Source organism: Streptomyces sp. CB01201 (assembly GCF_002803085.1).
GTDB lineage: Bacteria > Actinomycetota > Actinomycetes > Streptomycetales > Streptomycetaceae > Streptomyces > Streptomyces hundungensis.
The window spans coordinates 1-13934 of sequence record NZ_NNBJ01000017.1 but is presented as its reverse complement, the minus strand read 5'-3'; the positions used below and the strand labels follow the sequence as shown (position 1 = coordinate 13934).

At 72.8% G+C, this 13934-nt stretch carries 11 protein-coding genes, 1 tRNA gene and 1 pseudogene; 7 read left to right on the top strand and 6 right to left on the bottom strand.

Annotation, left to right across the window (positions count from 1 at the left end):
- Positions 1-362 precede the first annotated feature (362 nt).
- Positions 363-1430, bottom strand: coding sequence for an LLM class flavin-dependent oxidoreductase (locus CG740_RS29835; protein ID WP_100578393.1), 1068 nt, complete (start codon positions 1428-1430; stop codon positions 363-365).
- A 127-nt stretch (positions 1431-1557) separates the two neighbouring features.
- Between CG740_RS29835 and CG740_RS29830 the strand changes: the two genes are divergently transcribed.
- From CG740_RS29830 to CG740_RS29800, 7 genes are all read left to right on the top strand, one after another.
- On the top strand, positions 1558-2964 hold the full coding sequence (locus tag CG740_RS29830) for an amidase (RefSeq protein WP_100578392.1): 1407 nt from the start codon (positions 1558-1560) through the stop codon (positions 2962-2964).
- Between the two features lie 76 nt (positions 2965-3040).
- Positions 3041-3919 (top strand): ectoine/hydroxyectoine ABC transporter substrate-binding protein EhuB, encoded by an 879-nt coding sequence (ehuB, locus tag CG740_RS29825; RefSeq protein ID WP_100578514.1) that lies wholly within the window; start codon positions 3041-3043, stop codon positions 3917-3919.
- A complete protein-coding gene (ehuC, locus tag CG740_RS29820; RefSeq protein ID WP_100578391.1) occupies positions 3916-4662 on the top strand; it encodes an ectoine/hydroxyectoine ABC transporter permease subunit EhuC in 747 nt (248 codons plus the stop codon). Before ehuB ends, ehuC begins: the two co-directional genes overlap by 4 nt.
- Positions 4659-5309, top strand: a complete 651-nt coding sequence (ehuD, locus tag CG740_RS29815; RefSeq protein WP_100578390.1) for an ectoine/hydroxyectoine ABC transporter permease subunit EhuD — start codon at positions 4659-4661, stop codon at positions 5307-5309. The genes ehuC and ehuD overlap by 4 nt, the downstream gene beginning before the upstream one ends.
- Positions 5299-6090: an amino acid ABC transporter ATP-binding protein gene (locus tag CG740_RS29810; RefSeq protein ID WP_199846618.1), complete on the top strand. Its 792-nt coding sequence runs from the start codon at positions 5299-5301 to the stop codon at positions 6088-6090. The genes ehuD and CG740_RS29810 overlap by 11 nt, the downstream gene beginning before the upstream one ends.
- A gap of 253 nt (positions 6091-6343) precedes the next feature.
- On the top strand, positions 6344-7102 hold the full coding sequence (locus tag CG740_RS29805) for an IclR family transcriptional regulator (RefSeq protein WP_100578389.1): 759 nt from the start codon (positions 6344-6346) through the stop codon (positions 7100-7102).
- A 96-nt stretch (positions 7103-7198) separates the two neighbouring features.
- Positions 7199-7272, top strand: a tRNA-Lys gene (locus tag CG740_RS29800).
- A gap of 81 nt (positions 7273-7353) precedes the next feature.
- Here CG740_RS29800 and CG740_RS29795 read toward each other — a convergent pair.
- The 5 genes and pseudogenes from CG740_RS29795 to CG740_RS39890 all read right to left on the bottom strand — a co-directional run.
- A complete protein-coding gene (locus CG740_RS29795) occupies positions 7354-8259 on the bottom strand; it encodes an SGNH/GDSL hydrolase family protein (RefSeq protein WP_159030433.1) in 906 nt (301 codons plus the stop codon).
- A 683-nt stretch (positions 8260-8942) separates the two neighbouring features.
- On the bottom strand, positions 8943-10625 hold the full coding sequence (locus CG740_RS29790; RefSeq protein ID WP_100578387.1) for an AMP-binding protein: 1683 nt from the start codon (positions 10623-10625) through the stop codon (positions 8943-8945).
- A 26-nt stretch (positions 10626-10651) separates the two neighbouring features.
- Complete coding sequence (locus tag CG740_RS29785) at positions 10652-11251, bottom strand: lytic polysaccharide monooxygenase auxiliary activity family 9 protein (protein WP_100578386.1); 600 nt, start codon at positions 11249-11251, stop codon at positions 10652-10654.
- A 173-nt stretch (positions 11252-11424) separates the two neighbouring features.
- Positions 11425-12570 (bottom strand): annotated as a pseudogene (locus tag CG740_RS29780) (SPFH domain-containing protein); the annotation flags it as partial.
- A gap of 91 nt (positions 12571-12661) precedes the next feature.
- The coding region (locus CG740_RS39890; protein WP_159030432.1) for a peptidoglycan-binding protein at positions 12662-13934 on the bottom strand (1273 nt) is incomplete at its 5' end.

Sequence of the window (13934 nt, the reverse complement as noted above, 5' to 3'; positions counted from 1 at the left end):
AGGGGCCGAGTTGACCCCCTTTGGCCCTCGGACCCCCCATGAACAACCGGCCACCCGCGAGCTCAAGGTCCGCTGTACCACTCCCCGCCCCGACCTACCGGGAAGGCTCCGTCACGGCCCCGACAGGACGCGCGAGGGTGGCCCCTCAGCACCCCGCCAGGGCCGCGGGGAACTGCGCGACCGGCCCCCACCGGGCCGCACCCGACCACGCCACCTGTGGAAGCAGCCCCCACCGAAGCCCGCTCCCGCGGACATCCCTTCACCCGCAGACCGTGCGGGGCCGATCGCGCAGTTCCCCGCGCCCCCAACCCCGCCCGGCGGCACACGAGAGGCCCATGTCAACCCCGCCAGGGCCGCGGGGGTTAGAGCTCGGGCAACCCGTACGCGTCGGCGAGCAGGGCGTAGGAGCGGAGGCGGGCCTCGGGGCCATGGGCGTTGGCCGTCAGCATCAGTTCGTCCGCACCCGTGCGCTTCTGGAGGTCGTCGAGGCCCGCCCGCACCTCGTCCGCCGTACCGGAGATCACGTTGGACAGCCAGCTGTCCACGAACTCCCGCTCCAGCGGGCTGAATTCGTACGCCTCAGCCTCCTCCGGCGTCGGCACGAGCCCGGGCCGCCCGGTGCGCAGCCGGACCATCGAGAGCGCGTTGGTCAGCGTCTGGCGCCGCGCTTCGCGCTCGTCGTCCGCGGCCAGCGCCGAGACGCCGATCAAGGCGTAGGGCGCGTCCAGGACCGCGGAGGGCCGGAAGGAGTCCCGGTAGAGGTCGAGCGCCGGCACGGTGTTCGCCGCCGAGAAGTGGTGGGCGAAGGCGAAGGGGAGTCCGAGCACGCCGGCCAGGCGCGCGCTGAAGCCGGAGGAGCCGAGCAGCCAGATCGGGGGGCGGCCCGAAGGGCCCTGCACGGGCCCCGGCACCGCGTGGATGCGGGCGTAGGGGTGCCCGTCGGGGAAGTCGTCGTCGAGGAACCGGGTCAGCTCGGCCAACTGCTGCGGAAAGTCCTCGGCGCCTTCGTCGAGCCGGTCCGTGCGCCGCAGCGCCGCCGCCGTCGCCCCGTCCGTGCCGGGCGCCCGGCCGAGCCCGAGGTCGATGCGGCCCGGCGCCATCGCCTCCAGCGTGCCGAACTGCTCGGCGATCACCAGCGGCGCGTGGTTGGGCAGCATCACCCCGCCCGAGCCGAGCCGGATGCGCGAGGTGTGGGCGGCGAGGTGGGCGAGGATCACGGCCGGCGCGGACGAGGCGACGCCCGGCATCGAGTGGTGCTCGGCCACCCAGTGCCGGTGGAAACCGCGCCGCTCGGCGAGCCGCGCGATCTCCACGCTGGTGCGCAGGGCACGGTTCGCGGTGTAGCCGTTGCCCACGGTCACCAGGTCGAGCACCGACAGGGGCACGGGTGCGGTCCCGGCCGCCGTCCCTCGAATCGCATCCACGTCCACCGGTCCACGCCTCCAGCTCGTCGAATCTTCACGTTGCTACGCACACGCCTAACAGGAGGCTCTCTCCGTTTTATTCCCGGCACCCCCGCCCACGTGGCGGGCCACCCGGATGGGTACGACACCCCTCATGACCGAGCCGAGCGCACTCACCGACCTGACGGCACGTCAACTCCTGTCCGGCTACCGGGCCGGCACCTTCTCACCCCTCGACGCGACCCGGGCCGTCCTGGCCCGGATCGAGGAGGTGCAGCCCCGTCTGAACGCGTTCGTACGCGTCGACACCGAGCCCGCCCTGACCCAGGCCCGCGCCGCCACCGAGCGCTGGCACGCGGGAGAGCCCAGGGGGCTGCTCGACGGGGTGCCGGTGTCCGTGAAGGACACCCTCCTCCAGGCGGGCGGACCTACTTTCAAAGGGTCCAACACCACGGAGGAGCAGGGCAGTTGGAGCACCGACTGCCCCGCCGTGGCCCGGCTGCGCGAGCACGGCGCGGTCCTGATCGGCAAGACGACGACGCCCGAGTTCGGCTGGCAGGGCGTGACCGATTCGCCGCGCACCGGCATCACCCGCAACCCGCACGACCCCGCCCGCACCTCGGGCGGCTCCAGCGGCGGCAGCGCCGCGGCGGTGGCGGCCGGGGCGGGGCCGCTCTCGGTCGGCACCGACGGCGGGGGCTCGATCCGGATACCGGCGTCGTTCTGCGGGGTGCTCGGCCTCAAGCCCACCTACGGCCGGGTCCCCCTGCATCCCGCCAGCCCCTTCGGCACGCTCTCGCACGCCGGTCCGCTCGCCCGCGACGCGGCGGACGCGGCCCTGCTCCTGGACGTCCTCAGCGGCGCCGACCCGCGCGACCCCACCGCTCTGGAGCCCCTGCCCCCGGCCCACTCCTACGCCGAGGCCCTCGCGCAGGACGCGTCGGCGGGCGTGAAGGGCCTGCGCATCGCCTACTCGCCCTCTTTTGGCGGCCAAGTCGCGGTGCACCCCGAGGTGGCCGCCGCCGTGCGGACGGCGGTGAGCCGCCTCGCCGACCTCGGCGCCTATGTGGAGGAGGCCGACCCCGACTTCGCCGACCCGGTCGAGGCCTTCAACACGCTATGGAACGCGGGAGCGGCCCGCCTGGTCCAACAACTGGGCGCTGACAAGCGGGAGTTGCTCGACCCGGGGCTGCGTTCGATCGCCGCCCGGGGCGCCCGGCTCTCCGCCCTCGACCTGCTGGCCGCACAGGAGGCCCGGATCGAGCTGGGCCGCCGGATGGCCCGCTTCCATCAGCGCTACGACCTCCTCGCCACCCCGACGCTGCCGATCACCGCGTTCGCAGCCGGCCGGGCCGCCCCTGGGGGCTCGGGGCCCCATCGGTGGACCGGGTGGACACCGTTCACCTACCCGTTCAATCTGACCCAGCAGCCCGCCGCGACGGTCCCGGTCGGCGCGGACACGGGCGGCCTTCCCGTGGGCCTCCAGCTGATCGCCGCCCGGTACGGCGAGCGGACCGTGCTGCGGGCGGCAGCGGCCCTCACGGAACACCCGAGCAGCTGAGTCCGGCGGGCGGGCGCGTGCGGCACCCGGAAAAATAGGAGGCATGGGCCGCTTGAACTCGGGTAGCCGCGCCGCCATGGCCAGAGCTATCTCACGCCCCAGACCCTCCATACCCAGGCGCACCCTGCTCGCCGGCACCGCCGCCGTCGCCCTCACCGGCGCGGCCGCCTGTTCCCGCGTCCCCCAGGGCGACGCCCTCGCCCGCCTCAAGTCGCAGGGCGCGGTGCGCCTCGGCATCGCCGGCGAAGTCCCGTACGGGTATGTGAACGACCAGGGCGAGTTCACCGGCGAGGCACCGGAACTCGCCAAGGTCATCTTCAAGCGGCTCGGCATCGGCCATGTCCAGCCCGTGGCCACCGATTTCTCCTCGCTGATCCCCGGCCTCAACTCACAGCAGTTCGACGTCGTTTCGGCCGGGATGTACATCAACAAGGACCGCTGCGCACAGGTGTTGTTCGCGGACCCCGAGTACCAGATGCTGGACGCCTTCATCGTCCGCAAGGGCAACCCGAAGAACCTGCACACCTACGAGGACGTGGTCCGCACCAAGGCGCGGTTCGCGACCGGCACCGGCTACGCCGAGATCGGCTACGCCACCGCCGCGGGCTACCCCGAGAAGGACATCGTCATCCTCCAGGACCAGGTGGCGGGCCTGAACGCGGTCGAGTCCGGCCGCGTCGACGTCTTCGCGGGCACCGCGCTGACCGTGCGCGAGGTCGCCAAGAAGAGCGCGAAGGCCGAGGCCACGCAGGCGTTCGCGGCGGTCGTCGACGGCAAGAAGAAGATCGACGGCGGCGGCTTCGCCTTCCGGCCCACCGACGGCGCCCTGCGCGACGCCTTCAACACGGAGATCCACCGCATGAAGCAGAGCGGCGAACTCTTCCGGATCCTGAAGCCGTTCGGCTTCACCCAGGCCGAGATGACCACCCTGACCGCCAAGGAGCTGTGCCGATGACGGCGGGACTGTGGCAGCACTGGGTGCTCCCGGGCATCTGGATCACCATCCAACTCACCGTGTACAGCGCCGCGTTGGCCGCCTTCGTCGCCTTCGGCATCGGCCTGGCCCGCACCCACCGCTCGCGCCTGGTGCGCTTCCTGGCGGCCGCGTACACCGAGATCTTCCGCGGGACCTCGGCCCTGGTCCTGATGTTCTGGCTGTTCTTCGTGCTGCCGCCGCTAGCGGGCTGGCAGCTGGTCCCGATGTGGGCCGCGGTGCTCGCGCTCGGCCTCTCCTACGGCGCGTACGGCGCGGAGATCGTGCGCGGCGCGCTGAACTCGGTGCCGCCCGCGCAGCGCGAGGCGGGCATCGCGCTCAGCCTCACGCCCTGGCAGCGGATGCGGCTCGTCCTGCTGCCGCAGGCGGTGCCGGAGATGATCCCGCCCTTCTGCAACCTGCTCGTCGAACTGCTCAAGGGGACGGCCCTCGTCTCGCTGCTCGGCGTCGGCGACGTGTCCTTCGCCGCCTACCTGGTGCGGCTCGCGACCCAGGACAGCGCGCAGATCTACTCCGTCACCCTCGTCATCTACTTCGTCCTCGCCTTCGCGATCACCCGGGGGATGAAGGCACTTGAGCGCCGCACCAAGGCGAATCTCGGGATCAGCACACAGGACCCGGGGGGCGGGGCCAGGACCCCCGCCAAGGCACGGAAGCCCGTCGCGGTCGGCGGCACGACAGCAGCGCGAGGTGACCTGCGATGACCTGGGACTGGTCCGCCGTCTGGGACTTCATGCCGCGCTTCTGGGACGGCGTGGTCACCACGCTGGAGATCCTCGCGCTCGGCTCCCTCATCTCCTTCACCCTCGGCCTGGTGTGGGCGCTGGCCTTCCGGGCCCCCACCCGCTTCGTGCGCTGGCCGGTCAACCTGATCACGGAGTTCATCCGCACCACCCCCCTACTGGTGCAGCTGTTCTTCCTGTTCTTCGTGCTGCCGGAGTGGGGCGTGAAGTTCTCCGCGCTGACCACCGGCATCCTCGCGATCGGCCTGCACTACTCGACGTACACCGCGCAGGTCTACCGGGCCGGCATCGACGCCGTGCCCAAGGGCCAGTGGGAGGCCGCCACCGCGCTGAGCCTGCCCGCGCACCGCACCTGGTTCGCGGTGATCCTGCCGCAGGCCGTCCGCCGCATCGCGCCGGCGCTCGGCAACTACGTCATCTCCATGCTGAAGGACACCCCGCTGCTCGCCGGGATCAGTGTTCTGGAGATGCTCCAGCAGTCCCGCCTGGCGGGGGCGAGCACCTTCCAGTACACCGAGCCGCTGACCGTCGTCGGCGTCGCCTTCATCCTCATCGCCTATCCGGCTTCGCTGTTCGTACGAGCCCTGGAGCGCCGCCTTGTCCGCTGACACCCAGACCGAGAGCCCCGTGGAGAACGTGCGGAAGCGGAGCGGCACCGAGCTGATCCGCTTCGAGAACGTCACCAAGCGCTTCGGCGACAACACCGTCCTCGACGACCTCTGCTTCAGCGCCCGCAAGGGCAAGCACGTCACCCTGATCGGCCCCTCGGGCTCCGGCAAGACCACGATCCTGCGGTTGCTCATGACCCTGGAGACCCCGGACTCCGGGATCATCCAGGTCAACGGGAACCGGCTGTACCCGGCCGGCGAGAAGGAGCGCAGAGAGGCCCGCAAGAAGATCGGCATGGTCTTCCAGCAGTTCAACCTGTTCCCCAACATGAGCGTCCTGCGCAACATCACCGAGGCCCCGGTGCGGGTGCTCGGCCTGAGCGCCGACGAAGCCGAGGAGCGGGCGCGCGAGCTGCTCGACCTGGTGGGGCTGGACGAGAAGCGCGATGCCAAGCCCTCGCAGCTCTCCGGCGGCCAGCAGCAGCGCGTCGCGATCGCGCGGGCGCTCGCCATGCGGCCCGAGGTGCTGCTCCTGGACGAGGTGACCTCCGCGCTCGACCCGGAGCTGGTCGCGGGCGTCCTGGACCTGCTGCGCGACATCGCCCGCACCACCGACATCACGATGCTCTGCGTCACCCACGAGATGAGTTTCGCCCGGGACATCTCGGACGAGGTGATGATGTTCGACGCGGGCAAGGTCATCGAGTCCGGGCCGCCCGAGAAGATCTTCGGCGAACCGGAGCACGAGCGCACCCGGGAGTTCCTCGGCGCGATCGTCTGACCACGCACCGTACACGGTGCTGACCTCACGGTCCGGTCGGCCGTGCGCCCCCGACCATGACTCTGGCATATGCCACGGTGGCGCGTCCCAGCGTAGAGCGCTGGCACGCGCCACCAATCTTGTCAACACCCGCACCAGGAAGGGGTCTTGGCGGCTATCGTGGAACGGCAGACCTGCCACCTTCGCAGTTCGACCTGCCGGGCCCTGTCCAGACAGAGTCCAGACAGGATCCGCCGGACAGTAGGGGGAAACCGTGGCGCTGAAGCCGGAGCCGACCGCGCCGTTCCACTCGGTGCAGTACGTCCTGCGCGTCCTTGAGGCGATCTCCCGGCACGGCGGGGGCGTGACCGACGTCCAGATCGCCCGCGAGACGGGACTGCCCACCGCCCATCTGTCCTCCATGCTCCTGATGCTGCGACGCGAGGGATACGTCGAGCAGGTGGCCGACGGCGCCTATGTGATCGGCGACTCAATGGTCCTGCTCGGCTCGGGCGCCGTCCGTCAGCAGGCCCTGGAGGCCAAGCTCCAGGACACCCTCATGTCGCTGCGCGACTCGGTGGGCGCGGCGGTCTACATCAGCCGCTACATCGACGGCGAGGTCAAGATCACCCAGTACGCGGACGGGCCGCGCGCCCCGAAGGTCAACGAGTGGGTCGACTTCAAGTCGGCGGCGCACGCCAGCGCGGTCGGCAAGTGCCTGCTCACCCAGCTCGACCAGAACGGCCGCCGCGACCACCTGTCCCGGCACAGGATCGCCCGGCTCACCTCGCGCACGATCACCAGCGAGAAGGTCCTGTTCTCCAAGCTCGACAGCCAGCCGGCCACCGTGCCGGTCCTCGACCTCCAGGAGTACGCGGTCGGCACGGTCTGCGCGGCGGTCCCGCTCACCGCGGGCTCGGCCGTGGGGTGCCTGGCCCTGTCGATGCCGATCGAGCACGCCCACCGCCTGCGCGCCGCGGCCGACACCCTCAACCGCCGGGCCGCTCCCGTGGTGCTCTCGCTGGCCATCTGACGCCCCCGGTGCGGCCTGGTCCGGGTGGTCGTCGGGTGATCGTCCGGGTGGTCGGAAGCACCCCGTGGGACCAGGTAGTATTTTCTCTGTCAGCACGCGCCGCTAGCTCAGTTGGTTAGAGCAGCTGACTCTTAATCAGCGGGTCCGGGGTTCGAGTCCCTGGCGGCGCACAGACGGAAAAGGCCCCTCGCGCAAGCGGGGGGCCTTTTCGTGCGCCCGCACGTGCCGGGACGCACCGCGCCGGTCCCTCCTCAGCCACCCAACGCGGCGAGTACGGTCGCGGCCTGGTGATCGGCGCCCAGGCGGTTGGGGTGGAAGGGGACGGCGGGCCCCGGCGGGTTCGCGGACAGCGGCACCAGGCCCTCGACCCACCTCTTGCCCTCGGGCTGGCAGACGTCGTGCCCGACGCTTCCCGTGTACGTGTCGACGAGCGTGGCCCCGCCCTCGTCCGCGGCGGCGGCGAGCATGCCGTTCAGCTCCTTGAGGCGGGCGCCGAGCCAGCCGAGGTCCTCGTCGAGGATCGGCACCCTCGGGTAGCAGCCGCGCCCGTCGGCGACCCCGGCGAGGTAGTCGACGACCAGCACGGTGGCCCTGGGCGAGCGCTGGTGGATGCCGTCCAGTACGCCGGCGATCCGGGCCTTGGTGTCGGCGATCCGCCGCGACATCAGGTCCCGCCCGTCGGCCCCGGCGAACCGGGTCCGGCACGGGGCGCCGAGGGGGGCGGGCAGCGGGTTGACGCAGCCGATGACGGCGGTGGCCAGGCCGATGTCGTTGCCGCCGATGCCGACGGTGACGAGGTCGGTGGAGGGGGTGAGCCGGTCGAACTGGGCCGGGTTCACGCCCTGCGCCAGCAGCGGTAGGTGGCCGACGTTCTGCGGCGCGGTCATCTCGGCGGTGGTGGCACCGCCGCACGTAGCGTCCCGGAAGGTCTTCACGCCGAGCCGGGCGGCGACCTGCTTGGGGTAGTTCCAGGAGCTCTGGGCACAGCCGGAAGGGGCGTAGGTGTGGTCGATACCGAGCACGGTGACATCGGCGGACCAGGAGTCGCCGAGGGCCACGTACTCGTGGAATCCGGTGTGGGCGGTGGCGGGGGTGGGCCCGGTGAGCAGGGTCGCGGTGGCGGCGAGGAGCGCGGCGAGGAGGAGGCGGGGGTTCACGTGCCCATCCACGCACTGCGGGTGGGGTGCGCGGGGGATGCTGGCCGACAAGTCACCCGTTCCGGGCATGGGTTGGGGGTGCGGGGTGCCCGGGGGGTGCGGGGTGCCCCGGGGGGTGCGGGGTGCCCCGGGGGTGCGGGGTGCCCCGGGGGTGCGGGGTACCCGGACTGCCCCCGGGGTGCGGGCTAGCCCCGGGGGGGCGGGCCGCTCGGGCCGGCCCGGGTCCCGGTTTTGGGCCCCTCCCCGCCCCTTCCCCAAACCCTCCGGGGGCAAGGGGTGAGTGGGAGCGCCTTTCGCGGGGCTGCGCCCCGGGGCCCTGATTCGACTGCGGACCGTGCCCGCTTCTCGCGCAGTTCCCCGCGCCCCCAAACCCGTTTCGGTCCGCGGACCGTGGTCGCTTCTCGCGCAGTTCCCCGCGCCCCTGTAGGTGACCCGGCGTCTCCCCGGTCGCGCCCGCAGACGTCACAGCCCCGCGCCCCTGTAGGTGGCCCGGCGTCTCCCCGGTCGTCGCGCCCACCGCGGCGGAGCCGCGCACATGTCACAGCCCCGCGCCCCTGTAGGTGGTGACCCCGAATGCCTCGGTGCTGGCCCGCATCGGCATCCTCAGCCCGTCCGGCGATTGAGGACGAGCGCCCTTAAGGCGCGAACGGGGTCTGGGGCGGAGCCCCAGGGGGACCCGGAACCTACCAACCCGGGGCAACGGGCGGGCGGGTGGGCGGGATGCCAGGGCGCTGGGGTAGGGCCCCGGGGAGGTCAGAGGGGGTCAGGGGGCGGTAGGCCGCCGCGGCCGGGGGCCGCCACCACACCGCCCCGCCGGACCAGAAGCCCTCCTCCCGCAACACCCCCCGCCGCACCTTGTTCGTCGCCGTGACCGGCAACCCCGCCAGCACCCGGACAAACCGCGGCGCCATCTTCGTACCCAAGTCCGTTTGTGAGGAGAGGAATTGGGCGAACGCGGACGGGTCGAAGGCCAGCCCCTCGCGCAGCGAGAGCGCCGCCATCACCTGGTCCCCGGTCACCGGGTCGGGGACGGCGTACACCGCCACCCCCGTCACCCCCTCCCAGCGCGCAAGGATGTTCTCGATCATCGACGCGGCCAGGTTCTCGCTGTCCACCCGGATCCGGTCACCCGCCCGCGCCGCGAAGTAGAGGAACCCGTTTGCGTCGCGGAAGAAGAGGTCACCGGTCCAGTACCAACCGCCCCGGCGGCGTTCCGCGTCGGCGGACGGATTGCGCCAGTACCCCTCGAACGGGTTCGGCGCCCGGTTCACCAACTCCCCTATCGCCGCACCCCCGTTGAGCAGCCGCCCCGCCCCGTCGAACCGCGCCCGCTCGCACTCGCGGCCCGTCTCCGGGTCGACCACCGCGAGGTCACCGCCCGGCGCGGCCCGGCCTATCGCGCCCGCCGGGGTGCCCGGGGTGCGCTGGATCGCGGCGCCGCCCTCGGAGGACCCGTACCCCTCGACGAGCCGTACCCCGAACCGTTCGGCGAACCGGTCCGCGTCGACCGCCCCCGCCTCCGTGCCGAACCCGATCCGCAGCCGGTGCTCCTGGTCGTCCGGCCGGGCGGGGGTGGCCAGGAGGTACTGGACGGCCCGGCCGACGTAGGTGAAGTACGTGGCACCGTAACCCCGTACGTCGTCCAGGAACCGCGACGCCGAGAAGCGGTCCCGCAGGGCCACGCCCGCCCCGGCCACGAGCGCGGGCGCCCAGTTGGCGATCACCGCGTTGCCGTGGAACAGCGGCATGCAGATGTAGTGGACGTCGTCCCGGCCCAGCCCGAAGTGGGCGACCAGCGACTCACCCGCCGCCGCCAGCCGCCCCTGGGTGCAGATCGCGGCCTTGGGGGCGCCGGTCGAGCCGGAGGTGAAGTACAGCAGCAGCCGGCTCGCGGGGCCGGCGGGACCCACTCCCGCCGCCACCTCGTCCGGCTTCGCGTCCGCGTACGGCGCGAGCAGCCGCTCGTACTCCTCGGTCCCGGTCACCACGACCCGTACGCCCGGCAGTCGAGGACCGTCGAGCAGGGGAAGGTGGGCGTGCGCGGTGATCAGGACCCTGCATTCGGTGTGCAGGATGTCGCGGGCCAGTTCGGGTCCGCGCCGGGTGGGGTTGATGCCCGCGACGGCGGCCCCGGCCAGGGCCGCCGCGCCGAGCCAGAGCGGGAACTCCGGGGTGTTGTCGAGCAGTACCCCGAGGTGTGGCTCCACACCCCGGGGCAGCAGCTCGGCGAGGAGCGCGGCGCGGGCGGCGGCGCCCGCGGCCATCTCGTGGTGGGTGAGTGCCAGATCGCCGTACCGCAGTCCGGTCCGCCGGTCACCCCACTGGCGCTGTACGTACTCCGACACGGTCGGCACACGCTTCGTCATGGCGCCGCACGGTAGTTGACGATCCGTCAGAACGTAACGTCCGAGCAGGCGTAGAAGGCGTTGCCGGTGTCCGCGATCGTCCAGACCGCGAGGATGACCTGGTGCCCGGTCCGGCCGGTGGGGATCGTCCCCTGGTGCGAGACCGTACCGGGAGGCTGCTTGCCGCCGTAGGGCACGACCAGGAACGGCTGGGTGTCCAGCGCGGCCCGGGTGAGCTTCTGGGTCGGGTTCCAGCCCTGCTTGGTGAGGTAGTAGCGGAAGTCGGTCGTGGCGTGCCGGGCGGTGAACTGCCAGCGGAAGGTGTAGGTCTGACCGCCCGTCAGTTGAGTGGTCGGCCAGCCCGTGCCGCCGCGCGGGTCGTCCAGCTCGGCGAATCTGCTGTTGCCCCCGGCACACAGCGTGCCGTCGGCGGGGCCGGACGCGGGGAAGCCCTTGGGGCCCTCGACGGACTGCGGCTCCCACTGGATGTCGCCGCAGTTGGTGACGGTGCCGTTGGCGCACAGTTTCTGGCGGCTGATCGGCTGGTCGGTATAGCCGTGGCTGCTCGCACTGCCGGTCGCGAGCAGGGACGCGCCGGCGACGGCGAATCCCACCACAGCGGCACCGAGCCGCTGCTTCTTTCGCATGCTGTCACTCCTGGAGAACGTGGGGGAGTTCCGGGGATGGAGCTGCACGCGTGCGGTATTTCATGTTCCGGTCTAGACCAAGTCCCAGATTATTGACGGGAGTTGGACGTGTCCAGGCCAACGCAGAAACAACTTCGGCCGCCCCCGGCACCGCGCCCGCCCCCGGCCCCGCCTCAGCCGCCCTCGCCCGCCCCCCGGCCCGTGTAGAAGGCCACCGTCAGGTCCTTCACCAGCGCCTTGCGCTCGTACGCGTCGAGCTCCACCAGGCCCCGCGAGGTCAGCCGGTGCACGGTGTCGTCCACGGCGTCCACCACCGAGGTCAGCACCGCGTCCCGGTGCCGGGCGTCGATCGCGGCGACCCGCCGGCGGCGCATCGCCGCCGCCACCTCGGGCGCGTACTCGATACGGGTCGGCTGTGCCGAGTACAGCTCGATGCCGACCGGCTCCGTCTCCGACTTCAGCATGCGGGTCAGCGCGTCGCCGACGGCCTCCGCGTTGCGCAGCGTGGGCGCGTCCTCGTGGAAGGCGTCCGCCGGCAGCTGCGAGAGGACCCGGGCCATGGCCGCCTCCACCTGCTGCCGCAGGTACTGCTCGTGGTCGGCGACGGCGAGCGCGGCCCGCGCGGTGTCGCGGATCCGCCACACCACTAGGACCACCACCCGCAGCGCGGTCCCGTTGGCATCGACCGCCTCCATCGGCTCGCTGCGCCAGTGCCGCAGCCGCAGGTCGACCCGGCGGCGGAGCAGCAGCGGGCTGATCCACACCAGGCCGGTGCGCCGCACGCTGCCCCGGTAGTCGCCGAACAGCGAGAGCACCCAGGCGAAGCCGACGCGGCCCCGCCCGAGCCCGCCGAACGCGAGCACCGCCACGCTCACCCCGAGGGTGAGCAGCGCCCACTGTTCGAGCCGGATGCCCTGGTACGGGCGGCCGGGCAGGTGCAGCAGCGCGGTCAGGGCCCGGGGCAGCGCTCCGGTCCACCAGAGCACCGCCCCGCAGCCCGCGAGCGCGAGGAGGCCGGCGGCGACGGCCGCCCCGCCGGTCACCACCGGGCCGGGCCGTTCCACGATCCCCGGGTCGACGGGGGTCGCGGGTCTGGCCGGGGCCGCCACGGCGTTGCGGGCGCCCGCCTGCTGGGGCGGCCGGACGAACGGGCGGGCGGCCGGCGAGTCGGGGGCGGGGACGGCCGGGACCGGACCGGTGTCGTCGCGGAACAGCAGATGGACCGGGATCGCCGCGGTGTTCTCGTTGCGGATCACGGCCACCCGGCGCCCGGTGTCCGCACCCGCGGGTGCGGGTGTCCGGGGCGCGTCGGGGGCGGGTGGGGTCGGGGTGTGCATGCGCGTGTTTCCCTCCGTCGTGCCCTCCGTCTTGCGCTGCGTCATGCCGTCGTGCCCTCCGTCTCGCGCTGCGTCATGCGAAGAGCCGCCGCCAAGTCTCGGGGCCGGGGTAGCCGTCGGCCTCCGCGCCGGACCAGCCCTGGGCGCGCTGGAACGCCTCGACGTTGCGCCGGTCGGCCTCGCCCCAGCGCGAGCCGGGGCCGGAGGTGTAGTAGCGGCCGAAGCCCTTCGCCACGAGCCGCCGGCCGAGCTGGGTGACGTACCAGCTGTCCTGCCCGGGCCGGAACCAGCTCGGGCCCGGATAGGCCGGCCGCGCGGACGAGGCGGGGACCGGTCCGGGAGCCGGGACCGGGACCGGGCGCGGGGCGGGGCCGGGGGCCGAGGCCGGGAGCGGAACCGGGCGCGGACCGGGGCCGGGACCGGCCGTGGCCGGGGGAATGTCCTTGCCCCTGCCCTGGACGAGCAGCGCCCACGTCAGCTCCCCGGGGATCCCGTCCGCGTCCGCGCCGGTCCAGCCCTGGGCCTGCTGGAAGGCGCGGGTCGCGTTCAGGTCGGCCGAGCCCCAGCGGGGTCCGGGGCCCTCGGTGTAGAAGCGGGCGCCGCCGCGCTTCACCAGCATCTGCCCGAGCTGGGTGACATGGACGTTGTTGGCGCCCGGCCCGAACTGCGCGGCCCCGGGAAAGGCCGTCGGCACGCTCTCGGGGTCGGCGCCGGTACCCGTGCCGGTAGGGGTGGAGGCGCCCGTGGCGGTGCCGGGCTCCCCGCCGCTCGTGCCGGCCGCGAGCCCCTTGTACCGGTAGGGCACGTAGTTGGCCGAGTTCTTCCAGTACGCGTACGGGGTCGCCTGCTTGCGGGTGCCGGGCGGGGTCTGCTCGTAGGCCGTGTAGTAGTTGTGCGTGTAGTCGGTCCAGCCGCCGAAGATCACGACGTGCGAGCCCTTGTTGGGGTTGGCCGGGTTGTGGAAGAGCAGGATGTCGCCGGGCTGGAGTTCGTCACGCGTCATCCGCACCGCGAACTTCGCCAGGCTACCCGTCCACTCGTTGGTACCGAGGTCCCAGGCCATGGACACATAGCCCGAGCAGTCCTGCCGGTACCCGTCGGTCCAGTACGCCTCCATGTTGTACGGGACGGCGGCGCTCACCCAGGTCTTGGCCCGGTTGATGATCTCGGCCCGGGTGATGGACCGCAGCGGGGCCGGCCCGTTGCCCGACGGATGCCCGGGTGCGCCGTGCAGCCCGCTCTGGGCGCCCTGCTCGGTGGGCGGCCCGGGGTCGGCGGCCCGGTTCGCGCCGGGGCCGCCCGGCGCCGGGGCCGGGGCCGCCGCGGCGACCGCGCCGCCGCCGAAC

Coding starts and splice junctions, on each gene's coding strand:
- CG740_RS29830 (WP_100578392.1), top strand. CDS start 1,558: ATGACCGAGCCGAGCGCACTCACCGACCTGACGGCACGTCAACTCCTG.
- ehuB (WP_100578514.1), top strand. CDS start 3,041: ATGGCCAGAGCTATCTCACGCCCCAGACCCTCCATACCCAGGCGCACC.
- ehuC (WP_100578391.1), top strand. CDS start 3,916: ATGACGGCGGGACTGTGGCAGCACTGGGTGCTCCCGGGCATCTGGATC.
- ehuD (WP_100578390.1), top strand. CDS start 4,659: ATGACCTGGGACTGGTCCGCCGTCTGGGACTTCATGCCGCGCTTCTGG.
- CG740_RS29790 (WP_100578387.1), bottom strand. CDS start 10,625: ATGACGAAGCGTGTGCCGACCGTGTCGGAGTACGTACAGCGCCAGTGG.
- CG740_RS29785 (WP_100578386.1), bottom strand. CDS start 11,251: ATGCGAAAGAAGCAGCGGCTCGGTGCCGCTGTGGTGGGATTCGCCGTC.